Here is a 23177-nt window from a genome sequence, read left to right as displayed (position 1 = left end):
GCGACACAAGGCCGCTCCTACAGGAGATCGCATGCCCTGTAGGAGCGGCCTTGTGTCGCGAAGGGCCGCTACGCGGCCCCAACCATTTCAGCCCTTCTTCTTCGGCTTCAGGTACTTCATCAAGCCCTGGAACCACATCACCAAAGCCGGATTGCCTTTGATCTGGATGTTCTTGTCCTGAATCCCCTGCATGAACGCCAGCTGCTTGTTGCCCGCCTGCATCGTGGCAAAGCCATAGGCGGCGTCCTTGAAGGCGATGGCAAAGGCCGGCTGCGGGTGCATGCCGCCCTTGCTGCTGATGCGCTCGCCACTGACGATGAAGTGCCGGGCCACCTTGCCGTCCAGCGTCTGCATCTGGAACACCAGGTCCTTGTCCTTGAGTTGCTGCTGGAACGCCGGGTTGTTGCGGCTGGCCCTGGCCATCAGCAGCCCCATGGCCCAGAGAAGAAAGCGAAACTTCATCAACGCGCCTCGAATGAAATATGACTGAAGCGCGCAGTTTATCCTTTTCTTGAACTATTAATGCAAGTTCGCCGCACGTTGGCGGCAGAAAGCACAACGGGCGCCCTCGGGCGCCCGCTGAACCGACACTGGGGATGTCAGGAATCGATCACTTGGCTTTCTTGGCCGCCTTGGCAGGCTGCGTATTGACGCTGTCGCGCAGGTTCTTGCCAGGCTTGAAGGCAACGGTATTGCTGGCCTTGATTTTCACCGGCTCGCCGGTTTGCGGGTTTTTCCCGGTGCGGGCACCACGATGACGTTTTTCGAAGGTACCGAAGCCGACCAGCGTGACCGTGTCCTTGTCCAGGGCACCGGTGATGCTGTCGAGAATCGCATTCAGCACCTCGTTGGCCTTTTCCTTGGTCAGATCGGCCTTTTCGGCGATGACGGCGGTGAGATCTGGTTTACGCATAGTGAAGCCTCTTTGACGGGATTTCTTGTTGTTATGCCGTGCTGCCATTGAAGCAGCGTTCAAGGCACCGCAGGCTCTAATCTGCGGCAGACGGAAGTGAGGATGGCACGCTCCCCGAGGCCGCGCCAGTATCAGGGCGGCCATTGTGCGGGCAACAACAGGATAAATCCGACAGAACGCCCGCTATTTACGCCATGAGCGCGGGTAACTGCCTGTTCAGCGCCAGCTTCTCCAGCACCGCGCTGCCGGTCAGGGCGTAACCCAGGAGCTGGCCGTCAGCCGCGTGGCAGAGCACTTTCAGGTCGCTGCCCTGCCCCTCTACCTGCCAAGTGCCTTCAAGGCCCTGGGGCACAGGCGAAACCACCAGCGGGCACGCCGGGGTTTTCACGGTGATGGGCATCGGCCCGTAGCTGACTTGCGCCGGGTTGCCGGCCAGGGTCTGGGCCAGGGCGCGGGCGCAGGCCATCAGCGGCATCACGTAGAGCAGGTTGATGCCGTCGACCTCGGCGCAGTCGCCCAGGGCGTAGATGTTGTTATGCGAGGTCCGCAGGTGGCGGTCCACTACCACGCCCCGGTTGGTCTGCAGCCCGGCGGCGGCGGCCAGGTCGATACGCGGGCGCAGGCCGATGGCCGAGACCACCAGGTCACAGGCGATCTGCATGCCGTCGGACAGATGCGCCAGCAGCCCCTCACCCTGCCGCTCCAGGCGGGTCAGCACCGGGCCGAGGTGAAAGCGCACCCCCAGCCCTTGCAACCCGGCCTGTACCGCAGCCGCGGCAGCGGGGTGCAGGAGAGTCGGCATGAGCTGTTCGCAGGGTGCCACCACATCGACCTGGAACCCGCCCAGGCTCATGTCGTTGGCGAATTCACAGCCGATCAGGCCGGCACCCAGGATCAGCACCCGCTGCCGGCCGGCGGCGGCGGCGCGAAAACGCGCGTAGTCCTCCAGGTCGTTGATCGGGAACACCCGGTCGGCACCGTCACCTTCGACCGGTACCTGCACGGTCTGCGCGCCCCAGGCCAGCACCAGGTCGCGGTACGCCACGGCCTCTTCACCGATCCACAGGCGCTTGTGCCCGGGGTCGATGCCGCTGATGCGGGTGTGGGTGCGCACCTCGGCCTTGAGTTGCTCGGCCATGGCGCCCGGCTCGGCCATGCACAGGCCATCGGCGTCCTTTTGCTTGGCAAAACCGGTGGAGAGCATGGGCTTGGAATAGGAGCGACCGTCATCGGCGGTGATCAGCAGCAGCGGCGTCTCGCCATCGAGCTTGCGAAATTCACGGGCCAGGTTGTAGCCCGCAAGGCCGGTACCGATGATTACCACAGGGAGCGTCATGTCGTGCGTTCCTCTCGTTGCAGGGGGGTGGGATCAGCCGATGGCGATCATTTCGAAGTCGCTCTTGCCGACGCCGCAGTCGGGGCACAGCCAGTCCTGCGGCACATCTTCCCAGCGGGTGCCGGGGGCGATGCCGTCGTCCGGCCAGCCTTCGGCTTCGTCATAGATCAGGCCACAGACAATACATTGCCACTTCTTCATGGTTGGTCGTTCCTCGGTACAGGCTCAGGCTTTGTAAGGGGGCTCGAGGCCCTTTCGCGGGCATTATGCAAGCACTTGGGGCAATCATGCTAAGCTCGCCGCCTCTCTGGCTGTAACAAGCATACCGACGTGTCGTACGAATCCCCGCAAGCAGCCGCTGTCGCGTGGCTGCCGTATTCACAGCTGGCGACCGATATCGACCAGCCTACCCTCGACTGGCTGTTCGACGAAGGCTCCCTGACTCGCCGCCTGACCCGCCTGTCCCACGACCACTTCAGTGTCACCCCCCTGTTCGAGGGCTGGCAGCCGCTGCGCGATGACGAATGCCAGGCGCTGGGCATCGCCCCGGGCGCGGAAGGCTGGGTGCGTGAGGTGTACCTGCGTGGCCATGGCCAGGCCTGGGTATTCGCCCGCAGCGTGGCCAGCCGCAGCGCGCTGGAGCGCGGCGGCCTGGACCTGGAAACCCTGGGCAGCCGCTCGCTGGGCGAGTTGCTATTCTGCGACCAGGCGTTCATCCGCCACCCCATCGAAGTGTGTACCTATCCGCACGCCTGGCTGCCTGACCAGGCCGCCGCAGAAGGCTTGTGGGGGCGGCGCTCGCGCTTCGCCCGCGACGGCCTCGACCTGCTGGTGGCCGAAGTGTTCCTGCCGACCCTGTGGCAAGCGGCCAAGGAGGAAACCCGCTGATGTACCTGCAACTGCTCAAGTCGCTCAACCGCGTGCACCCGCGCGCGTGGGACTTCGTCCAGCTCAGCCGCATGGACCGGCCGATCGGCATCTACCTGCTGCTGTGGCCCACCCTCACTGCAGTGTGGATTGCCGGGCAAGGTTCGCCGACGCTGGCCAACGTGCTGATCTTCGGCCTCGGCGTGGTGCTGATGCGGGCTGCCGGCTGCTGCATCAACGACTTCGCCGACCGCAAGGTCGACGGCCACGTCAAGCGCACTGCCGACCGGCCCCTGGCCAGCGGCCGGGTCAAGCCGCGCGAGGCGCTGGCGCTGTGCGCCATCCTGGTCGCGGTGAGCTTCCTGCTGGTGCTGTGCACCAACAGCCAGACCGTGTGGCTGTCGTTCGGCGCGGTGGCGCTGGCGTTCTGCTACCCGTTCATGAAGCGCTACACCTACTACCCGCAGGTGGTGCTGGGCGCGGCGTATTCCTGGGGCATCCCCATGGCCTTCACGGCCGCGGGCGGCGAGCTGCCGGCCAGTGCCTGGCTGCTGTACATCGCCAACCTGCTGTGGACGGTGGGGTATGACACCTACTACGCCATGGTCGATCGCGACGACGACCTGAAGATTGGCGTGAAATCGACGGCGATCCTGTTCGGCGAGGCTGACCGGGTGATCATCCTGACCCTGCAGCTGCTGTCGCTGGGGTGCCTGTTGCTGGCCGGTAGCCGCTTCGACCTGGGGGGGTGGTTCCACCTGGGGCTGCTGGGGGCGGTGCTGTGCTTTGCCTGGGAGTTCTGGTCGACGCGCAAGCTGGACCGCGAGTCGTGCTTCAAGGCGTTTCTGCACAACCACTGGGCGGGGTTGATCATCTTCATGGGCGTAGTGCTCGACTACGCACTGCGCTGAATGTTTGGGGCTGCTTTGCAGCCCTTTCGCGACACAAGGCCGCTCCTACAGAACACCACGGTCCTCTGTAGGAGCGGCCTTGTGTCGCGATAGGGCCGCAACGCGGCCCCGGCAATCTCAAGGCTTGGCGACGTGCCAGACGTCCTTCATGCCATCACCGGTCATGTCACCGGCTTTCTTGTCCTTGACGAAGGTATACAGCGGCTTGCCGTCATACGCCCACTGCATCTTGCCGTCGTCGCGCTCGATCTTGGTCCACTTGCCTTCGGCCTTCTCGCTCTTATCGGCCATCAAAGGCGGCCAGTTGGTAGCGCACTCGCCATTGCACATCGACTTGCCACCGGCATCCTTGTCGAAGGTGTACAGCGTCATGCCCTTGTGATCGACGAACATGCCGTCCTTCTCCATCGCATGGTGGGCAGACGCCACCCCCGGGAGCGCCAGTGCAGCGAAAAGGGCCATCCAGCTCAGCGTATGTCGTGTCATTGGATTCACCATTGGTTCGGGGGTGGAATAGGTTCGATATGCCGGCGCAGCGGCCCTTTCTAGCCTAGCCCAGTCATGCAATGTCGCCAGAACGGCCAACGCCCTGTCACACAGCTGCAATAATTCCGTTATCTAATGCGGGCCAGACACGATTATCCGGGAGAGGTTTTGAGCATGGTTGGCAGGAACATTCTGATCGTCGACGACGAAGCGCCCATTCGCGAGATGATCGCCGTTGCCTTGGAAATGGCCGGCTATGACTGCCTGGAAGCCGAGAACTCCCAGCAGGCCCACGCCATCATCGTCGACCGCAAGCCGGACCTGATCCTGCTCGACTGGATGCTGCCTGGCACCTCCGGCATCGAACTGGCGCGCCGCCTCAAGCGTGACGAGCTGACCGGCGACATCCCGATCATCATGCTCACCGCCAAGGGCGAGGAAGACAACAAGATCCAGGGCCTGGAAGTGGGCGCCGACGACTACATCACCAAGCCGTTCTCCCCACGCGAGCTGGTCGCCCGCCTCAAGGCCGTGCTGCGTCGCACCGGCCCGAGTGACAGCGAAGCGCCGATCGAAGTCGGCGGCCTGCTGCTCGACCCGATCAGCCACCGCGTGACCATCGATGGCAAGCCTGCGGAAATGGGCCCCACCGAATACCGCCTGCTGCAGTTCTTCATGACCCACCAGGAGCGTGCCTACACCCGTGGCCAATTGCTCGACCAGGTCTGGGGCGGCAACGTGTATGTCGAGGAGCGCACCGTGGACGTGCACATCCGTCGCTTGCGCAAGGCACTGGGTGAAGCCTACGAAAATCTGGTACAAACCGTGCGCGGCACTGGCTACCGCTTCTCGACCAAGAGCTGATCGGGCCACCAGCGCCACGCCGCACGTCGTTGTACAAGGACCGTCAATTGAACCAGAACTGGCACGCGACCCTGATTCGCCACCTGCTGCTGCTGATCACCGTCTGCCTGATCGGCGGCCTGGTCAGCGGTTACTACGGCTGGAGCCTGGCCATCGGCCTGGCGCTCTACCTGGGCTGGACCCTCAAGCAGCTGCTGCGCCTGCATGACTGGCTGCGCAACCACCAGCCCGACGAAGCCCCGCCCGACGGCTACGGCCTGTGGGGCGAGGTGTTCGACAGCATCTACCACCTGCAACGCCGCGACCAGCGCGTGCGCGGGCGCCTGCAGGCGGTGATCGACCGGGTGCAGGAGTCCACCGCCGCACTGCGAGACGCGGTGATCATGCTCGACAGTGACGGCAACCTTGAGTGGTGGAACCGCGCCGCGGAAACCCTGCTCGGCTTCAAGACCCCGCAAGACGGCGGCCAGCCAGTGACCAACCTGGTGCGCCACCCGCGCTTCAAGGAATACTTCGAGTCGGAAAACTACGCCGAACCGCTGGAAATCCCCTCACCGATCAACGACCGCCTGCGTGTACAGCTGCACCTGACCCGCTACGGCAACAACGAGCACCTGATGCTGGTGCGCGACGTCACCCGCATTCACCAGCTCGAGCAGATGCGCAAGGACTTCGTCGCCAACGTCTCCCACGAGCTGCGCACCCCGCTGACCGTCATCACCGGCTACCTGGAAACCCTGCTGGACAACGTCGAAGACGTGAACCCGCGCTGGGCCCGGGCATTGCAGCAGATGAACCAGCAAGGCGCGCGCATGCAGACGCTGCTCAACGACCTGCTGCTGCTGGCCAAGCTCGAAGCCACCGACTACCCCTCCGACAACCAGCCGGTGGCGGTCGATGGCCTGCTGCAGTCGATCTACAACGACGCCCAGGCGCTGTCCGGTCCGCGCAACCAGCGCATCACCCTGGAAGCCGCGCCGGGCCTGAAGCTCAAGGGCAGCGAGTCGGAACTGCGCAGCGCCTTCTCCAACCTGGTGTTCAATGCGGTGAAGTACACCCAGGACCAGGGCAGCATCCGTATCCGCTGGTGGGCCGATGCCCAGGGCGCGCACCTGTCGGTGCAGGATTCGGGGGTCGGCATCGATGCCAAGCACCTGCCACGCCTGACCGAGCGCTTCTATCGGGTCGATTCCAGCCGCGCCTCCAATACCGGCGGCACCGGCCTGGGGCTGGCAATCGTCAAGCATGTGCTGATGCGCCACCGGGGCAAGCTGGAAATCAGCAGCGTGCCCGGGCACGGCAGCACCTTCACCTGCCACTTTGCCCCGGTGCAACTGGCCAACGGCAAGGGCTGAGCAACGGGTTACTTTGCTTTTGCCGCCCCAGCCGCTACATTGGATCCCCTGTGCCAGCCAACGCTGGCACTTTACTTTCAACCTTTCTCGAAGACGGACCCCGTAAAAACTCCATCATGGACCCTTCCCCTGGTATCAGCCTCACCTCGCTCTTCGCCGATTTCGGCATGATTCTCTTTGCCCTGTTCCTGGTGCTGCTCAACGGCTTCTTCGTTGCCGCCGAGTTCGCCATGGTCAAGCTGCGCTCCACGCGCGTCGAGTCCATCGCCGAGCTGCATGGCTGGCGCGGCAGCATCCTGCGCAAGGTACACAACCAGCTCGACGCCTACCTCTCGGCCTGCCAGCTGGGTATTACCCTGGCCTCGCTGGGCCTGGGCTGGGTCGGTGAGCCGGCCTTCGCCCACCTGCTCGAACCGCTGCTCGACTACCTGGGCGTGAACACCCCCGAGCTGATCAAGGCCGTGTCGTTCTTCATCGCCTTCTTCGTCATCTCGTACTTGCACATCGTGGTCGGCGAACTGGCGCCCAAGTCGTGGGCGATCCGCAAGCCCGAGCTGCTGTCGCTGTGGACGGCCGTGCCGCTGTACCTGTTCTACTGGCTGATGTACCCGGCCATCTACCTGCTCAACGCCAGCGCCAACACCATCCTGCGCATCGCCGGGCAAGGTGAGCCAGGCCCGCACCACGAGCACCACTACAGCCGCGAAGAACTCAAGCTGATCCTGCACTCCAGCCGTGGCCAGGACCCAAGCGACCAGGGCATGCGCGTGCTGGCCTCGGCCGTGGAAATGGGCGAGCTGGAAGTGGTCGACTGGGCCAACTCGCGCGAAGACATGGTCAGCATCGACGCCCACGCACCGCTCAAGGAAGTGCTCGCCCTGGTGCGCCGCCACAAGTTCAGCCGCTACCCGCTGTACGACGCCGCGCGCGAGGAATTCACAGGCCTCTTGCACATCAAGGACCTGCTGCTGGAGCTGGCGGAGCTCGAACACCTGCCGGAAACCGTCGACCTCGAAGACCTGGCCCGGCCGCTGGAGCGCGTATCCCGGCACATGCCGCTGGCCCAGCTGCTGGAGCAGTTCCGCAAGGGCGGCGCGCACTTCGTGCTGGTGGAGGAAGCCGATGGCAAGGTGATCGGCTACCTGACCATGGAAGACGTGCTGGAAGTGCTGGTGGGCGATATCCAGGACGAGCACCGCAAGACCGAGCGCGGCATCCTCGCCTACCAGCCCGGCAAGCTGCTGGTACGCGGCGACACGCCCTTGTTCAAGGTCGAGCGCCTGCTCGGCATCGACCTGGACCACATCGAGGCGGAAACCCTCGCTGGCCTGATCTACGAGACCCTCAAGCGCGTGCCTGAAGAAGAGGAAGTGCTGGAAGTCGAAGGCCTGCGCATCATCATCAAGAAGATGAAAGGGCCGAAGATCGTGCTGGCCAAGGTGCTCAAGCTCGATTGAGCCGCCTCACGGGTTGCCGGCAGTAAAGTCCGGCAACCCGCCGATCGGTCGGTCGAACTGGAACGGTATCGACTCCAGCGCCAGGCCCACATTGCGCTGCACCACGAAGTGCAGGTGCGGGCCGGTGCTGTTGCCGGTGTTGCCCGACTTGGCCAGCGCCTGCCCCAACACCACCTGCTGCCCCTCCGCCACCACCACCGAGCCGCGCATCAGGTGCAGGTACACGCCCATGGTGCCGTCCGGGTGCAGGATGCGCACGAAATTGCCCGATGGGTTGCTGCCGCGCCCGCTCTGGTTGTTCTCGACCTTCACCACCATACCGCCGCGCGCCGCGATGATCGGGGTGCCCTCGGGCATGGCGATGTCCATGGCATAGCGGGCCTTGGGGCCGAAATGGCTGAAGCGCCCGTTGGGGCCTTGGGTCAGGCGGAACGGCCCGCCTTTCCATGGGAAGGGGTAGCGGTAGCCCTGGGAGCGCAGGCCGGGGTCACCCATGGCGTACTGGAAATTGCTGGCGTACTGCAGTTTGCCACCCGGCGCCGCCAGCACCGAGCTCAGCACCCGGGTCGAGCGCGGCCCTACCACCGCGACCACGATGCGCGGCTTGTTGCCGCCAAAGGCATTGGCCAGCTTATCGATGCGCAGTTCGACCTGCATCGGCACATACAGCTCGTTGCGCACCAGAAAGCGCACACCGCCCGGGAAGGTCTCGGCCTGCAGGCGCACCTGGCCATCGATGCGCTCGAGCATCGGCTCGCGCAGCTCGAAGGTTTTCGCCCCAGGGCTGTAGCGGTCGGAGTACGAGGCCACGCCGAGGTTGTCGACGGTCTTGTAGAGGGTCACGCCCAGGCTCGACGCCGAGGCCGAGAGCAAGGCACAGAACAGCAGCAAGCGGGCGGCGGCGGGCATGATAGTGGCTTTTTGACAGGTGCGTTCTGTCGAAGCCTAGCAGCAGCTATTCGCAGCGGTATTACAGCTGGTCGGAAGATGGGTAACGTGTGGGGCGGGCTTGCCCCGCGAAACAGGCAGCGCGGTGGATGGCACCGGCTTCGCCGGTGTTCGCGGGGCAAGCCCGCGCCCACCGGCAGTTGCGCCGTCAAACTTGAGCCGTCGGGCATCAGGCGCCCGGGGTGAAGTGCTTCTGCGCCGTGCCGCGGGCAATCAGCCGCGACAGGTAGTCGAGCTTCTGTGCATCCTGGTCGACGAACTTGAAGGTCAGCTGCAGCCAGTCGCTCTCAGGCTTGGGCTCCAGCGCCGCCACGGCGTGCAGGTAGCCATTGAGGCGCGCCACTTCGGCGCTCTCGCCCTGCTCCAGGTCCAGCACCGCCCCTTCCAGCACCTGAGGCAACGCGGCGCTGCGGCGCACCACCAGCAGCGCCTCCTTGAGGCTCAGGGCCTTGATCACGCAGGGTTGGATGCCGCTGGCCAGGCGCAACTGGCCCTGGCCACGCCCGGACTGCGCGGCCGCTGCCGCCGTTTGCGGCGCGGGGGCATTGATCAACGGCTTGGCCGGGGCCGCGGCCGCCGCCACCTTGACCGCTTCCGGCTTGCCGCCGGTCAGGGCACTGAGCGAATCGTTGGCGAACGCCGAATTGGCCCGCGCCGGCGCACCGGCCACCAGGCTTTCCAGCTTGCCGGTCTTGGCCAGGGCCTTTTTCACCTTGGTCAGCAGCTGCTCATTGGTGAACGGCTTGCCGACAAAGTCGGACACCCCGGCCTGGATGGCCTGGATCACGTTCTCCTTGTCACCGCGGCTGGTCACCATGATGAACTGCAGCGCTTTCATCTCGGGCTGCTGGCGGCACCAGGTGAGCAGCTCCAGGCCGGACATCTCCGGCATTTCCCAGTCGCACAGGACCAGGTCGAATGTTTCCTTGGCCAGCATGGCCATGGCCTTGCGGCCGTTCACCGCATCTTCGATGACCATGCCCGGGAAGGCGTTGCGCAGGCACTTTCTGACCAGGTCACGGATGAACGGAGCATCATCCACGACCAGCACATTCACTTTACTCATCGATACTCCTCTTGAATCCCGACTAGCCTACCGCTCAGTGGTGGCCTTTTGCCAATCTTTGCGTCACGCCGGGACTTCGTCGCATCAAACGCGGGTGCCTGCCGGCTGCTCGAGCACAAACGAAAACGCCCGGCCAAGGCCGGGCGTCGATGCTCGGGAGCAATCCTATTTATCGTCAGGTTCGCCCGGAACATTAGCGATTTCGGCCTCAAGGCCAGCGCTGCCCTCGACTTCCGCCTTCATGCGCTTGAGGCCCATGTGGCGCACGTCGGTGCCGCGGACCAGGTAGATCACCAGCTCCGAGATGTTGCGCGCGTGGTCGCCGATACGCTCCAGCGAACGCAGAGCCCAGATCACGCTCAAGACCCGCGAGATCGAGCGCGGGTCTTCCATCATGTAGGTCACCAGCTCGCGCAGCGCGGTCTTGTACTCGCGGTCGATGGTCTTGTCGTACTGGGCCACCGACAGCGCCAGGTCGGCATCGAAGCGGGCGAAGGCATCCAGCGCATCGCGCACCATGTTGCGCACCTGGTCGCCGATGTGGCGCACCTCGACGTAGCCGCGCGGCGACTCGCCTTCCTCGCACAGCTGGATGGCGCGGCGGGCGATCTTGGTCGATTCGTCGCCAATGCGCTCCAGGTCGATCACCGACTTGGAGATGCTGATGATCAGACGCAGGTCGGAGGCCGCCGGCTGGCGACGGGCGAGGATGCGCACGCACTCCTCGTCGATGTTGCGCTCCATCTGGTTGATCTGCTCATCGACTTCGCGCACTTGCTGGGCCAGGCCCGAATCGGCCTCGATCAGCGCGGTGACCGCGTCGTTGACCTGCTTCTCGACCAGGCCGCCCATGGCCAGGAGGTGGCTGCGCACCTCTTCGAGTTCGGCGTTGAACTGCTGGGAAATGTGGTGCGTAAGGCTTTCTTTGTTGATCATCGTCTGGCTCCGCGAAGCAGCTGCAAGCTTCAAGTGGTTCGTGTCGTTCCCTGGCAGGGCTGCTTAGCCGTAGCGACCGGTGATGTAGTCTTCGGTCTGCTTCTTCGCCGGGTTGGTGAACAGGGTGTCGGTATCCCCGAATTCGACCAGTTTGCCCATGTACATGAACGCGGTGTAGTCGGACACCCGCGCGGCCTGCTGCATGTTGTGGGTGACGATGACGATGGTGTACTTGGATTTCAACTCGTAGATCAGCTCTTCGACCTTCAGCGTCGAGATCGGGTCCAGTGCCGAGCACGGTTCGTCGAGCAGCAGCACTTCAGGCTCGACGGCGATGGTGCGGGCAATCACCAGACGCTGCTGCTGGCCGCCGGACAGGCCCAGCGCCGAGTCGTGCAGGCGGTCCTTGACCTCGTCCCACAGGGCCGCGCCCTTCAGTGCCCACTCGACCGCTTCGTCGAGCACGCGCTTCTTGTTGATGCCCTGGATGCGCAGGCCGTACACCACGTTCTCGTAGATGGTCTTGGGGAACGGGTTGGGCTTCTGGAACACCATGCCCACGCGGCGGCGCAGCTCGGCAACGTCCTCGCCCTTGCGGTAGATGTCGTTGCCGTACAGGTTGATGGCGCCTTCCACGCGGCAGCCGTCAACCAGGTCGTTCATGCGGTTGAAAGTGCGCAGCAGGGTCGACTTGCCGCAGCCGGACGGGCCGATGAAGGCGGTCACGCGCTGCTTGGGGATGTTCATGCTGACGTCGAACAGCGCCTGCTTGTCGCCGTAGTAGAGGCTCAGGCCAGGCACTTCGATGGCCACGGTCTCTTCGGCCAGGCGCAGGCTCTGCTTGTCGCGGCCCAGGGCAGACATGTCGATGCCGTGGGTGTGGGATTCATGCTGCATGGTCAACTCCATACGCTATCAATTCGTTTCAAAGGGCCGCCCGGCTGCGGGCGGCTCGCTTGCAATTCAGGCTCAGTGGTCGAGCGCCTTGTACTTCTCGCGCAGGTGGTTACGGATCCACACCGCCGAGAGGTTGAGGGTGGCGATCACCATCACCAGCAGCAGCGCGGTGGCGTAAACCAGCGGCCGCGCGGCCTCGACGTTGGGGCTCTGGAAGCCGACGTCGTAGATGTGGAAGCCCAGGTGCATGATCTTCTGGTCCAGGTGCAGGTACGGGTAGTTGCCATCCACCGGCAGCGATGGCGCCAGCTTGACCACACCCACCAGCATCAGCGGCGCCACTTCACCGGCGGCGCGGGCCACGGCGAGGATCATGCCGGTCATCATGGCCGGGCTGGCCATCGGCAATACGATCTTCCACAGGGTCTCGGCCTTGGTCGCACCGAGGGCCAGCGAGCCTTCGCGCACGGTGCGCGGAATGCGCGCCAGGCCTTCTTCGGTGGCCACGATCACCACCGGTACCGCCAGCAGCGCCAGGGTCAGCGAGGCCCACAGCAGGCCCGGGGTACCCAGGGTCGGGGCCGGCAATGCTTCGGGGAAGAACAGCCGGTCGATCGAGCCGCCCAGTACATAGACGAAGAAGCCCAGGCCGAACACGCCGTAGACGATCGCCGGCACGCCCGCCAGGTTGTTCACGGCGATGCGGATCAGGCGCGTCACCGGGCCCTGTTTGGCGTACTCGCGCAGGTACACGGCCGCCAGCACGCCGAACGGGGTGACGATCACGGCCATGATCAGGGTCATCATCACGGTGCCGAAGATGGCCGGGAAGATGCCGCCTTCGGTGTTGGCCTCACGCGGGTCGTCGCTGAGGAATTCCCAGACCTTGGCGAAGTAGGTGCCCATCTTGGTCAAGCCGGACATGGCGTTCGGCTGGATGGCGTGCACCACCTTGCTCAGGTTGATCTCCACTTCGCGGCCGTTGCCGTCACGGGCCACCAGGCTGTCGCGGGCGAAGGCCTGGTGCAGGCCGCTGAGGCGGTCTTCGATGGCCTTGTAGCGGCTGTTGAGCTCGGCGCGCTCGGCTTCCATGTCGGCCTGGGCCGCGGCATCCAGCTTGCCGTCCAGCTCCAGCTTGCGGCTGTGCAGGCGCAGGCGTTCGAGGCCATGGTTGATGGCACCAATGTCCTTCTTCTCCAGGGTCTGCAGCTCGCTGTTGAGCTGGCTGGCACGCTTGAGGCGGGCCTGCAGCTCGTTCCACGCGGCAGGGCCTTCGGCGACCACGCGGCCTTCTTCCTTGACGCTGACCAGGTAGCCATAGAAGTTGCCCCACTCGCGGCGCTCCAGGGCAATCAGGTCGGCCGGACGCTGCTCGTCCACCAGCCACTCGCCGACCACCCAGGTGAAGTCGCTGCCGTTGAGGTCGCGGTTACCCACCTTGATCAGCTCGCGGGTCATGAACTCCGGGCCTTGCTCGGGTACCGGCAGGCCGGCCCCCTTCAGGCGTGCCCGGGGCACTTCTTCCTTCTGCACCACTTCACCGATGATGACGTGGTCAGCCTGGCCCGGCACCTTGTAGGTGGCCTGGACCAGGTCGGCCGGCCAGAAGTGGCCGAGGCCGCGCACGGCGATCACCGCCAGCAGGCCGATGGTCATGATCACCGCCATGGCGACCGCGCCACCGCTGATCCAGACGCCGGGGGCGCCGCTCTTGAACCAGCCTTTGAGGGAATCCTTTTTCACGGATCTCTACCTTTCTATCAAAGCGACGAGTATTTCTTGCGCAGACGCTGGCGAATCAGCTCGGCCAAGGTGTTCATGATGAAGGTGAACATCAGCAGCACGAGGGCGGCGAGGAACAGCACGCGATAGTGGCTGCCGCCGACTTCCGATTCGGGCATTTCCACCGCCACGTTGGCGGCCAGGGTACGCATGCCTTCGAACAGGTTCATCTCCATCACCGGCGTGTTGCCGGTAGCCATGAGCACGATCATGGTTTCGCCCACCGCACGGCCCATGCCGATCATCAGCGCCGAGAAGATACCCGGGCTGGCGGTGAGGATGACCACGCGGGTCAGGGTCTGCCACGGCGTCGCACCCAGGGCCAGGGAGCCCAGGGTCAGGCTGCGCGGCACGCTGAACACGGCGTCTTCGGCGATCGAGTAGATGTTCGGGATGACCGCGAAGCCCATGGCGATACCCACCACCAGGGCGTTGCGCTGGTCGTAGGTGATGCCCAGGTCGTTGGTGATCCACAGGCGCATGTCACCGCCGAAGAACCAGGTCTCCATGAACGGGCTCATGTACAGGGCGAACCAACCGATGAACAGGATCACCGGGATCAGGATCGCCGCCTCCCAGCCATCCGGGATGCGCAGGCGGATCGACTCCGGCAGGCGGCTCCAGGCAAAGCCTGCAACCAGGATGCCGATCGGCAGGATCAGCAGCAGGCTGAACACGCCAGGCAGGTGGCCTTCAAGGTATGGCGCGAGGAACAGGCCGGCGAAGAAGCCGAGGATCACCGTCGGCATCGCTTCCATCAGCTCGATCACCGGCTTGACCTTGCGGCGCATGCCAGGGGCCATGAAGTAGGCGGTGTAGATGGCCGCGGCGATGGCCAGAGGCGCAGCCAGGATCATCGCGTAGAACGCTGCCTTCAGGGTGCCGAAGGTCAGTGGCGACAGGCTCAGCTTGGGCTCGAAGTCGGTGTTCGACGCGGTCGACTGCCAGACGTACTTGGGCTCGTCGTAGTTCTCGTACCAGACCTTGCCCCACAGTGCGCTGAAGGACACTTCAGGGTGCGGGTTCTTCAGGCTCAGCGGCAGCAGCTTGCCGCCTTCTTCGATGATGATGCGGTTGGCACGTGGCGACAGGGCCAGCACGCCAGGGCCTTCGGCCGCCTGCTCGACCAGCAGGGTGCGGTGCGCGGTGCTGTGGAACACACCCAGCTTGCCGTCGGCGTCCAGGGCGATGAAGCCCTTGCGGCGCTCTTCGGCATCGATCTGCACGACCGGCGCCTTGCCCATCTGGAAGGTGCGAATCTGCTTGAAGCGCTGCTCGCCATCCGGGTCGCGGGCCATGAACCACTGGGCCAGGCCGCCCTTGGAGTCACCGACGATCAGCGAAATGCCGCCAACCAGCTGGGCGGTCGCGGTGATTTCGGTGTCGGCGCTGTCGGACAGCTTGTAGCGACCGTTGAGGCTCTTATCGCGCAGGCTGAAGACGTCCGCGGTGGCGCGGCCGTTGATCACGTACAGCCACTGCTGGCGCGGGTCGATGAAGATATTCTTCACCGCCTCGGTCATCTGCGGCAGCTCGATGCGGTTCTGCTCGGTGGTGACCTCGTCGGTCATCATGTTTTCAGTGCGCGTCAGCTCCACCACCTGCAGGTGCGCGCCGGTGGAACCGGCCAGCAGCAGGGTGTCGCCATTGACGTTGACACTGACGTGCTCCAGCGCACGGCCCTGGTCGTCGAGCACGAACGGCTCCTGGCCGTAGGGGTAGTCGATGCCGGGGGTGATGGTCTTCTTGTTGTCCGGGTAGGTGATCTTGTAGGTGTGGTGGAACACCACTGCCTTGCCGTCAGACAGGCCCAGTACCACCAGCGGGCTACCCGGCTGGTCGGTGCTGATCGAGGAAACCTGGGTGCCTGCCGGCAGCGGCAGGTCGACGCGGTTGAGTTCCTTGCCGGTCTTGGTATCGAAGAACAGTGCCTGACCCTTGTCCGAAACGCGCATGCCGACCAGGTTCTGCTCTTCAAGGGCGATCATCAGCGGCTTGCCGGCATCCTGCTGCAGCCAGGTCGGCTCCAGGGCCTTCTTGCTGGTCAGTTCGGCGCCCTGGAACAGCGGCAGCACCACGTAGGCCAGGTAGAAGAAGATCAGGGTGATGGCTGCCAGCACGGCAAGCCCGCCCACCAGTACATACCAGCGGGTCAGGCGATCCTTGAGAGCGCGCATGCGGCGCTTGCGTTGCAACTCGGGCGTATTGAAATCAATCCGCACGGGAGGGGAATTTTGGGTCATTGTGGAGTTGGCCAGATCATTCATGCGCACACCCTAGCGGTCCCGTATGACAAAAACATGACAGTGCGTTGACGCAAAAAAGCCCGCCGCTCAGGAGCCCTGGCTGCGGACCAAGAATGCTTGGAAAAGGCCGGGCATCTGCACCGGCCTCTTCCTCAGTTAGTTACTTTTTTGCGACGTTGTCCGTGTGGGACAGGCCCAGGTCAGCCAGGGTCTTGTCGACCACTTTGGCTGGCAGCGGGATGTAGCCATCCTTCACCACGACCTGCTGGCCTGCCTGCGACAGGACCAGTTTGACGAACTCGGCTTCCAGCGGGGCCAGAGGCTTGTTCGGCGCCTTGTTGACGTAGACGTAGAGGAAGCGCGACAGCGGGTACGAGCCGTTCAGGGCGTTGGCTTCGTTGTCTTCGATGAACTCGCCGCCTTCTTTCTTGGCCAGGGCGACAGTCTTGACGCTGGCAGTCTTGTAGCCGATGCCCGAGTAGCCGATGCCGTTCAGCGAGGAGCTGATCGACTGCACGACCGAAGCCGAGCCAGGCTGTTCGTTGACGTTAGCCTTGAAGTCGCCTTTGCACAGGGCTTCTTCCTTGAAGTACCCGTAGGTGCCCGATACCGAGTTGCGGCCGAACAGCTGCACTGGCTTGTTGGCCAGGTCGCCGGTCACGCCCAGGTCGCCCCAGGTCTTGACTTCGGTTTTGGCACCGCACAGGCGGGTGGAGGAGAAGATCGCATCGACCTGGGCCATGGTCAGGCCTTTGATCGGGTTGTCCTTGTGCACGAACACGGCCAGGGCGTCGACGGCGACCGGGATGGCGGTCGGCTTGTAGCCGTACTTCTGCTCGAAGGCCTGCAGCTCGACGTCCTTCATCTTGCGGCTCATCGGGCCGAGGTTGGCGGTGCCTTCGGTCAGCGCGGGTGGCGCGGTGGAGGAGCCGGCAGCCTGGATCTGGATGTTTACGTTCGGATATTCCTTCTTGTAGGCCTCGGCCCACAGAGTCATCAGGTTCGCGAGGGTGTCGGAACCGACGCTGGAGAGGTTGCCCGAAACACCGGTGGTCTTGGTGTAAGTCGGGATCGCAGGGTCGACGGCGGCTACCGCGTTGGCGGTCGCAACGCCAGCGGCGGCAAAGGTGAGGGCCGCCATCAAACGCTTCAGTTTCATGCCTTGCTCCTAGCAGGAATATTGGGGGTGTTGGATGGATCGGGGCCCAGTATCTGCAGGCCGCATGAACACGATATGACTCCAATATGACAATTGGATGAAAGGCCATCACTGGAAACCCAGGATGGCCTTTCAAAATGTTGCAGAGGTGTGCTGCGCAGTCGCCGGCAAGCCGGCTCCCACAAGGTCTGCGGCAATCCTGTGGGAGCCGGCTTGCCGGCGATGAGGCCAGCAAGGCCTGCGCCTTAGCGTTTGTTGGCGAGCAGATAGAGGCCAACGATCAGACCGACGGCGCACAGGCCGGCCACGTAATAGGCCGGTGCCATCGGGCTGACCTTGAGCAGCGCCGTCACCACCATCGGCGTCAAACCGCCAAAGATCGCGTAAGCCATGTTGTAGGAGAACGACAGCCCGGTGAAACGCACCACCGGCGGGAACGCCTTGACCATCACGTAAGGCACCGCACCGATCACGCCCACGCACAGGCCGGTCACGGCGTACAGCGGGAACAGCAGCTCCGGGTGCGTGGCCAGGCTGTGGTAGAAGGTCCAGGAACTCACCAGCAGCATCAGGCTGCCGATGACGAACACCCGCCCGGCGCCAAAGCGATCGGCCAGGCTGCCCGAGGCGACGCAGCCCAGGCTGAGCAGCACGATGGCCAGGCTGTTGGCCTTGAGCGAGTCGGTCGGGCTGATGTGGTAGATGCTCTGCAGCAGCGCCGGGGTCATCAGGATGATCACCACGATGCCTGCCGACAGCAGCCAGGTCAGCAGCATCGACAGGATGATCGGGCCACGGTGATCGCGCAGCACCGCGCGCAGCGGCAGCTCCTCGGCCAGCGCCTTGCGCTGCTGCATCTCGGCGAACACCGGGGTTTCGTGCAGCCAGCGGCGCAGGTACACGGCAAACAGCCCGAACACCCCGCCCAGCAGGAACGGCACGCGCCAGGCGTAGTCAGCCACTTCTTCGGGGGTGTAGACGCTGTTGATCAGCGTCGCCACCAGCGAGCCCAGCAGGATGCCTGCGGTCAGGCCGGCAGTCAGGGTGCCGCAGGCATAGCCGGTGTTGCGCGCCGGAACGTGCTCGGAGACGAATACCCAGGCACCTGGCACTTCACCGCCGATGGCCGCGCCCTGGATCACGCGCATCAGCAGCAACAGGATCGGCGCCCACATGCCGATCTGCGCATAGGTCGGCAGCAGGCCCATGATCAGGGTTGGCAAGGCCATCATGAAGATGCTCAGGGTGAACATCTTCTTGCGCCCCAGCAGGTCGCCGAAGTGGGCCATGACGATGCCGCCCAGCGGCCGCGCCAGGTAGCCGGCGGCGAAAATGCCGAAGGTCTGCATCAGGCGTAGCCATTCGGGCATGTCGGCGGGGAAGAACAACTTGCCGACCACGGTGGCGAAGAACACGAAGATGATGAAGTCGTAGAACTCCAGCGCTCCGCCCAGGGCGGACAGTGAGAGGGTTTTGTAGTCACTGCGGGTCAGCGGCCGCGAGGGCTGCTCGATACTGCTCGGCACGGAAGTCATCGCTGGTTGTTCTCTTGTAGGTCATGCAGGCCGCTTGCAACGCGGCTTCTGGATTGGGCGGACAGGCGAAGATAGCAAATTGCCGAGCCACGCCGAAAGCGATACAAAATCCATACAGATATTCATGAATGCGCGGTCGTCGCTGGCCGTTTGGCTATATATACTGGCCGTTCGTAGGAAAAGGTTGCCGCCAGCTTGGGATGTTGTGCGAAAACGCCGGTCTTGATGTCAGACGGTTTCGCAGAGTTTCCCTATGGCCGTCCAGCGAAGCGATATCGGCGTAGTCTGTTTTGCGCAGGTTCGTTTTCCCTCGCCACACCAACGAAAGCGTCACGGGTCAGAGGCCCCACCGCATGATCGAACTCGAACAAGAAGACCCCATCCCGCAAGGCGACCTGGCCTTGCAGATCACCGCACTGCCACGCGAAACCAATGGTTTCGGCGATATCTTCGGCGGCTGGCTGGTTGCCCAGATGGACCTGGCCGGCACGGCCATGGCCAGCCGCGTCGCCGGTGGCCGAGTGGCCACGGTGGCCATCGACCGCATGGCGTTCCTGGTGCCGGTGGCCGTGGGCGCGCAACTGTCCTTCTATACCCAGACCCTGGAGATCGGCCGCAGCTCGATCCAGATGATGGTGGAAGTGTGGAGCGACGACCCGCTGTCCAGCGAATGGCGCAAGGTCACCGAGGCCGTCTTCGTGTTCGTCGCCATCGACGGCAGTGGCCGCACCCGCTCGGTGCCTCGTCGCTGAGCCATGCGGGCGTTAAACTCATTGCAGGCCACCGGGTCGAAGGCCCACAGGCAATCAATGAGAACAGCGCAATGGCTAGCTTCAAGGTCGAAACCGAGCAACACGGCGAACTCAACTGCTGGCGCATCAGCAGCGACCACGCCGAACTACTGATCGCCCAGCAGGGTGCGCAGATCCTCAGCTACCAGCGTGTTGGCGAGCCACCGCTGCTGTGGCTGAGCGACCAGGCGATCTTCCGCCAAGGCAAGTCGGTGCGCGCCGGCGTGCCGGTGTGCTGGCCCTGGTTCGGCAACCTGCAGCGCAACCCGCAAGCGGTGCAAGCCATGTATCACGCCGAGCAGGCCCCGGCCCACGGGCTGGCGCGCACGCGTGACTGGCAGTTGCTGGGCATCGAAGAAGCGGGCAGTGAACTGCGCATCGAATTCGGCCTGCCCGAGGCCCAGGGGGAGCTGCCGGGCTGGCCGCACGATGTCGAGCTGAAGCTGCGCGTGGTGTTGGGCGACGCACTCGAACTGAGCCTCACCAGCCACAACCGCGGCAATACGCCGGTGACCATCAGCCAGGCCCTGCACAGCTACTTTGCCGTCAGCGACGTGCGCCAGGCGCGGGTCGAAGGCGTCGAAGGGCTGAGCTACATCGAGACCCTGGCCGACTGGAAGCAGCGCCAGCAAGAGGGCGCACTGGGCTTTGCCGGGGAAACCGACCGCATCTACCTGGATACCCCACCCACGCTGAGCATCGTCGACCCGCACTGGAACCGGCGCATCACCCTGGCCAGCAGCGGCTCGCGTTCGGCGGTGATCTGGAACCCATGGACCGAACGGGCCAAGGAGCTGGCGGACATGGCCGACGATGGCTGGCAGCGCATGCTGTGCATCGAGACGGCGAATGTCTGGGATGATGTGGTGGAGTTGCGACCTGGGGCGAGCAGTGTGCTCAAGGTCATTATTGGCAGTGAAGTGATCTGATTTTTCTACCGACCCGATCGCCGGCAAGCCGGCTCCCACAAGTACGCCACTGTTCTTGAGCGCTGTGGTGTACCTGTGGGAGCCGGCTTGCCGGCGATCGGGCCAGCGCAATGCCCCTACAGGTCAGCATCCTCCACCACCCTCACCTTCCCCGCATCCAGCGCATAGGCCGCATCGGCCAGGTCATTGCTGACCTTCTCAACCTTCAACGTCCCGCTGACCCACAGCGGCGTGTAGATATCGTCGATCTTCAGCCCCTTGGGGTAACGCACCAGCACCAGCTGGTTCGGCGGCGGTGGCGGCACGTGGATGCAGGCGCCCGGGTACGGCACCAGGAAGAACAGCGTGCTGTTGCCCTTGGCGTCGCTCTCCAGCGGCACCGGGTAGCCGCCCAGGCGGATGGCCTTGCCATTCATGCTGGCCACGGTCTTGGTCGAATACATCACCGCCGGCAGGCCTTTGCTCTGCTTGAGGCCGCCCTTGTCGGTGAAGGTGCCCATGGCTTCGGGGGAGTTGTGGTCGATCTCCGGCATCTGCTCCAGGGCCTTCTGGTCCGACTTGGGCATCAGCTCCAGCCAGTCGGTTTCAGGCAGCTCGGCATGGGCCAGGGTGCTGGCAAGCAGCAAGGGGAGGAGGAAAAACGCACGCATGAAAATGCTCGGCAACTCGGATGAATTGCCGGGCATTCTAACCACTAATCAGCGTTTCTTGATGAATCCGTAGATCACCAGCAGCACCACGGCACCCACCAGCGCACCGAAGAAGCCTGCGGCCTGGCCTGCCTGGTAGATGCCCAGTGCCTGGCCGCCATAAGTGGCGAGCAGGGAGCCGGCGATACCCAGGAGGATGGTCATGATCCAGCCCATGCTGTCGTCGCCCGGCTTGATGAAGCGGGCCAGCAGGCCAACGATGAGGCCGATGAAGATGGTTCCAATGATGCCCATGGCATTCCCTCTGCAGTGAAAATGGAACAAGCCAAAGCCTAGTCAGCGCTTTGGCTTGTTGCCATGTTCAGAGGGCAAGGCGCCTGGAGAAGTTCGATCAGTTGCTGATCAACGCCTCTACTTCGGCGATCTTGGCCTGCAGGGTGGCCATGTCCTGGCAACGCAGGGTGGCGTGGCCGACCTTGCGCCCGACCTTGAAGGCCTTGCCGTAGTGGTGCAGGTGGCAGTCGTCGATGGCGACGACCTTGTCCACCGCCGGCACTTCACCGATGAAGTTGAGCATCGCGCTCTCGCCGACCTTGGCGGTCGAGCCCAGCGGCAGGCCGGCAACGGCGCGCAGGTGGTTCTCGAACTGGCTGCACTCGGCGCCTTCGATGGTCCAGTGCCCGGAGTTGTGCACGCGCGGGGCGATTTCGTTGGCCTTCAGGCCACCGTCGACTTCGAAGAACTCGAAAGCCATCACGCCCACGTAGTCCAGCTGCTTGAGCACACGGCCGACGTAGTCTTCGGCCAGCGCCTGCAGCGGGTGCGCCTCGCTGGCCACCGACAGGCGCAGGATGCCGCTTTCGTGGGTGTTGTGCACCAGCGGGTAGAAGCGGGTTTCGCCATCGCGGGCACGCACCGCCACCAGCGACACTTCGCCGGTGAAGGGCACGAAGCCTTCGAGCAGGCAAGGCACGCTGCCCAGCTCGGCGAAGGTACCCAGCACATCGTCAGGGGTGCGCAGCACCTTCTGGCCCTTGCCGTCGTAACCCAGGGTGCGGGTCTTGAGCACGGCTGGCAGGCCGATGCTGGCGACCGCGGCATCCAGGTCCTGTTGCGAGAGGATGTCGGCGAAGGCCGGGGTCGGGATACGCAGGTCGCGGAACATGCTCTTTTCGAACAGGCGGTCGCGGGCGATGCGCAGCGCCTCGGCACTGGGATAGACCGGGACGAACTGCGAAAGGAAGGCCACGGTTTCGGCCGGGACGCTTTCGAACTCGAAGGTCACCAGGTCGACTTCGTCGGCCAGCTGGCGCAGGTGGTCCTGGTCGCTGTAGTCGGCCCGCAGGTGTTCACCCAGGGGCGCGGCACAGGCATCCGGTGCCGGGTCGAGGAAGGCGAAGTTCATGCCCAGCGGAGTGCCCGCCAAGGCCAGCATGCGGCCCAGCTGGCCGCCACCGATTACACCGATCTTCATGGGTTGGGCCTCAAGCCTGGCGTGGATCTGGGTTGTCCAGCACGGTGTCGGTCTGTTCCGTGCGGAATTGCTTGAGCGCGGCGTGGTACTGCGGGTACTTGGCGCCGAGGATGCTCGCCGACAGCAGGGCAGCATTGACCGCACCGGCGCGGCCGATGGCCAGCGTGGCGACCGGCACACCGGCCGGCATCTGCACGATCGACAGCAGCGAGTCGACACCCGACAGCATCGACGACTGCACCGGCACGCCCAGCACCGGCAGGTGGGTCTTGGCGGCGCACATGCCTGGCAGGTGGGCAGCGCCACCGGCACCGGCAATGATCACCTCGATGCCACGCCCTTCTGCCTCTTCGGCGTACTGGAACAGCAAGTCCGGGGTGCGGTGGGCGGAAACCACCTTCACTTCGTAGGGAATGCCGAGTTTTTCCAGCATATCGGCGGTGTGGCTAAGGGTGGACCAATCGGACTTGGAGCCCATGATCACGCCAACCAGTGCACTCATCGTCGAGCCTCTTCGCTTGTTGCGCCCGCAGGCGCGTCAAAAAACAACAAGCCACGCGGGACGACCGGCGTGG

24 protein-coding genes are annotated in these 23177 nt (G+C 64.2%); 7 read left to right on the top strand and 17 right to left on the bottom strand.

Annotated elements, in window-relative coordinates:
- Positions 1-87: 87 nt before the first annotated feature.
- The 4 genes from ACIPG5_RS09315 to ACIPG5_RS09300 form a co-directional block, all read right to left on the bottom strand.
- Positions 88-462, bottom strand: coding sequence for a helicase (locus ACIPG5_RS09315; protein WP_236237587.1), 375 nt, complete (start codon positions 460-462; stop codon positions 88-90).
- Positions 463-610: 148 nt separating this feature from the next.
- Positions 611-913: an HU family DNA-binding protein gene (locus ACIPG5_RS09310; RefSeq protein ID WP_176517650.1), complete on the bottom strand. Its 303-nt coding sequence runs from the start codon at positions 911-913 to the stop codon at positions 611-613.
- Between the two features lie 187 nt (positions 914-1100).
- The gene (locus tag ACIPG5_RS09305) at positions 1101-2249 is read right to left on the bottom strand and encodes an NAD(P)/FAD-dependent oxidoreductase (protein WP_401374489.1); all 1149 of its coding nucleotides are present in this window, start codon (positions 2247-2249) and stop codon (positions 1101-1103) included.
- A 33-nt stretch (positions 2250-2282) separates the two neighbouring features.
- On the bottom strand, positions 2283-2450 hold the full coding sequence (locus ACIPG5_RS09300; protein WP_008091623.1) for a rubredoxin: 168 nt from the start codon (positions 2448-2450) through the stop codon (positions 2283-2285).
- Positions 2451-2579: 129 nt separating this feature from the next.
- Between ACIPG5_RS09300 and ACIPG5_RS09295 the strand changes: the two genes are divergently transcribed.
- Both ACIPG5_RS09295 and ubiA read left to right on the top strand, forming a co-directional pair.
- Entirely contained in the window at positions 2580-3137 is a 558-nt protein-coding gene (locus ACIPG5_RS09295; RefSeq protein ID WP_176517648.1) for a chorismate lyase, read from the top strand.
- The gene (gene ubiA, locus ACIPG5_RS09290; RefSeq protein ID WP_176517647.1) at positions 3137-4027 is read left to right on the top strand and encodes a 4-hydroxybenzoate octaprenyltransferase; all 891 of its coding nucleotides are present in this window, start codon (positions 3137-3139) and stop codon (positions 4025-4027) included. Before ACIPG5_RS09295 ends, ubiA begins: the two co-directional genes overlap by 1 nt.
- 117 nt (positions 4028-4144) lie before the next feature.
- Here ubiA and ACIPG5_RS09285 read toward each other — a convergent pair whose 3' ends face one another.
- Positions 4145-4513, bottom strand: coding sequence for a hypothetical protein (locus ACIPG5_RS09285; protein WP_176517646.1), 369 nt, complete (start codon positions 4511-4513; stop codon positions 4145-4147).
- A gap of 174 nt (positions 4514-4687) precedes the next feature.
- Here ACIPG5_RS09285 and phoB point away from each other — a divergent pair, with 174 nt between their 5' ends.
- From phoB to ACIPG5_RS09270, 3 genes are all read left to right on the top strand, one after another.
- Positions 4688-5377, top strand: coding sequence for a phosphate regulon transcriptional regulator PhoB (phoB, locus tag ACIPG5_RS09280; protein WP_003253341.1), 690 nt, complete (start codon positions 4688-4690; stop codon positions 5375-5377).
- 47 nt (positions 5378-5424) lie between these two features.
- Positions 5425-6732: a phosphate regulon sensor histidine kinase PhoR gene (gene phoR / locus ACIPG5_RS09275; protein ID WP_176517645.1), complete on the top strand. Its 1308-nt coding sequence runs from the start codon at positions 5425-5427 to the stop codon at positions 6730-6732.
- A 116-nt stretch (positions 6733-6848) separates the two neighbouring features.
- The gene (locus tag ACIPG5_RS09270) at positions 6849-8189 is read left to right on the top strand and encodes a hemolysin family protein (protein ID WP_176517644.1); all 1341 of its coding nucleotides are present in this window, start codon (positions 6849-6851) and stop codon (positions 8187-8189) included.
- 6 nt (positions 8190-8195) lie between these two features.
- Here the strand turns inward: ACIPG5_RS09270 and ACIPG5_RS09265 are convergent, their stop codons facing one another.
- The 8 genes from ACIPG5_RS09265 to ACIPG5_RS09230 all read right to left on the bottom strand — a co-directional run bounded on the left by ACIPG5_RS09265 (position 8196) and on the right by ACIPG5_RS09230 (position 18758).
- Positions 8196-9098: a M23 family metallopeptidase gene (locus ACIPG5_RS09265; RefSeq protein ID WP_176517643.1), complete on the bottom strand. Its 903-nt coding sequence runs from the start codon at positions 9096-9098 to the stop codon at positions 8196-8198.
- Positions 9099-9306: 208 nt separating this feature from the next.
- Entirely contained in the window at positions 9307-10203 is an 897-nt protein-coding gene (locus tag ACIPG5_RS09260) for a response regulator (RefSeq protein ID WP_401374484.1), read from the bottom strand.
- A gap of 165 nt (positions 10204-10368) precedes the next feature.
- The gene (phoU, locus tag ACIPG5_RS09255; protein ID WP_176517641.1) at positions 10369-11139 is read right to left on the bottom strand and encodes a phosphate signaling complex protein PhoU; all 771 of its coding nucleotides are present in this window, start codon (positions 11137-11139) and stop codon (positions 10369-10371) included.
- Between the two features lie 63 nt (positions 11140-11202).
- Positions 11203-12036, bottom strand: a complete 834-nt coding sequence (gene pstB / locus ACIPG5_RS09250) for a phosphate ABC transporter ATP-binding protein PstB (RefSeq protein ID WP_176517640.1) — start codon at positions 12034-12036, stop codon at positions 11203-11205.
- 72 nt (positions 12037-12108) lie between these two features.
- Positions 12109-13779 carry a phosphate ABC transporter permease PstA gene (pstA, locus tag ACIPG5_RS09245; protein WP_401374480.1) on the bottom strand — a complete coding sequence of 557 codons (1671 nt, stop codon included), beginning with the start codon at positions 13777-13779 and terminating at the stop codon, positions 12109-12111.
- Between the two features lie 17 nt (positions 13780-13796).
- Positions 13797-16085 carry an ABC transporter permease subunit gene (locus tag ACIPG5_RS09240; protein WP_176517638.1) on the bottom strand — a complete coding sequence of 763 codons (2289 nt, stop codon included), beginning with the start codon at positions 16083-16085 and terminating at the stop codon, positions 13797-13799.
- A gap of 139 nt (positions 16086-16224) precedes the next feature.
- Entirely contained in the window at positions 16225-17223 is a 999-nt protein-coding gene (locus ACIPG5_RS09235) for a phosphate ABC transporter substrate-binding protein PstS (protein WP_176517637.1), read from the bottom strand.
- Between the two features lie 245 nt (positions 17224-17468).
- Positions 17469-18758, bottom strand: coding sequence for an MFS transporter (locus ACIPG5_RS09230; RefSeq protein ID WP_176517942.1), 1290 nt, complete (start codon positions 18756-18758; stop codon positions 17469-17471).
- Positions 18759-19111: 353 nt separating this feature from the next.
- Between ACIPG5_RS09230 and ACIPG5_RS09225 the strand changes: the two genes are divergently transcribed.
- The gene (locus ACIPG5_RS09225; RefSeq protein ID WP_003253317.1) at positions 19112-19510 is read left to right on the top strand and encodes an acyl-CoA thioesterase; all 399 of its coding nucleotides are present in this window, start codon (positions 19112-19114) and stop codon (positions 19508-19510) included.
- 71 nt (positions 19511-19581) lie between these two features.
- On the top strand, positions 19582-20478 hold the full coding sequence (locus ACIPG5_RS09220; RefSeq protein WP_401374476.1) for a D-hexose-6-phosphate mutarotase: 897 nt from the start codon (positions 19582-19584) through the stop codon (positions 20476-20478).
- A 116-nt stretch (positions 20479-20594) separates the two neighbouring features.
- Here the strand turns inward: ACIPG5_RS09220 and ACIPG5_RS09215 are convergent, their stop codons facing one another.
- From ACIPG5_RS09215 to purE, 4 genes are all read right to left on the bottom strand, one after another.
- Positions 20595-21164: a DUF3299 domain-containing protein gene (locus ACIPG5_RS09215; RefSeq protein ID WP_286913627.1), complete on the bottom strand. Its 570-nt coding sequence runs from the start codon at positions 21162-21164 to the stop codon at positions 20595-20597.
- Positions 21165-21176: 12 nt separating this feature from the next.
- Positions 21177-21422, bottom strand: coding sequence for a GlsB/YeaQ/YmgE family stress response membrane protein (locus ACIPG5_RS09210; protein ID WP_010955824.1), 246 nt, complete (start codon positions 21420-21422; stop codon positions 21177-21179).
- Positions 21423-21519: 97 nt separating this feature from the next.
- Positions 21520-22602 (bottom strand): 5-(carboxyamino)imidazole ribonucleotide synthase, encoded by a 1083-nt coding sequence (locus ACIPG5_RS09205; RefSeq protein WP_401374473.1) that lies wholly within the window; start codon positions 22600-22602, stop codon positions 21520-21522.
- A 10-nt stretch (positions 22603-22612) separates the two neighbouring features.
- Complete coding sequence (purE, locus tag ACIPG5_RS09200) at positions 22613-23104, bottom strand: 5-(carboxyamino)imidazole ribonucleotide mutase (protein WP_003253304.1); 492 nt, start codon at positions 23102-23104, stop codon at positions 22613-22615.
- Positions 23105-23177: the final 73 nt, after the last annotated feature.

The organism is Pseudomonas sp. NPDC087029 (assembly GCF_044745345.1).
In the GTDB taxonomy this organism is placed as follows: Bacteria; Pseudomonadota; Gammaproteobacteria; order Pseudomonadales; family Pseudomonadaceae; genus Aquipseudomonas; species Aquipseudomonas faucium.
This window is presented reverse-complemented; position numbering and strand designations above follow the sequence as displayed.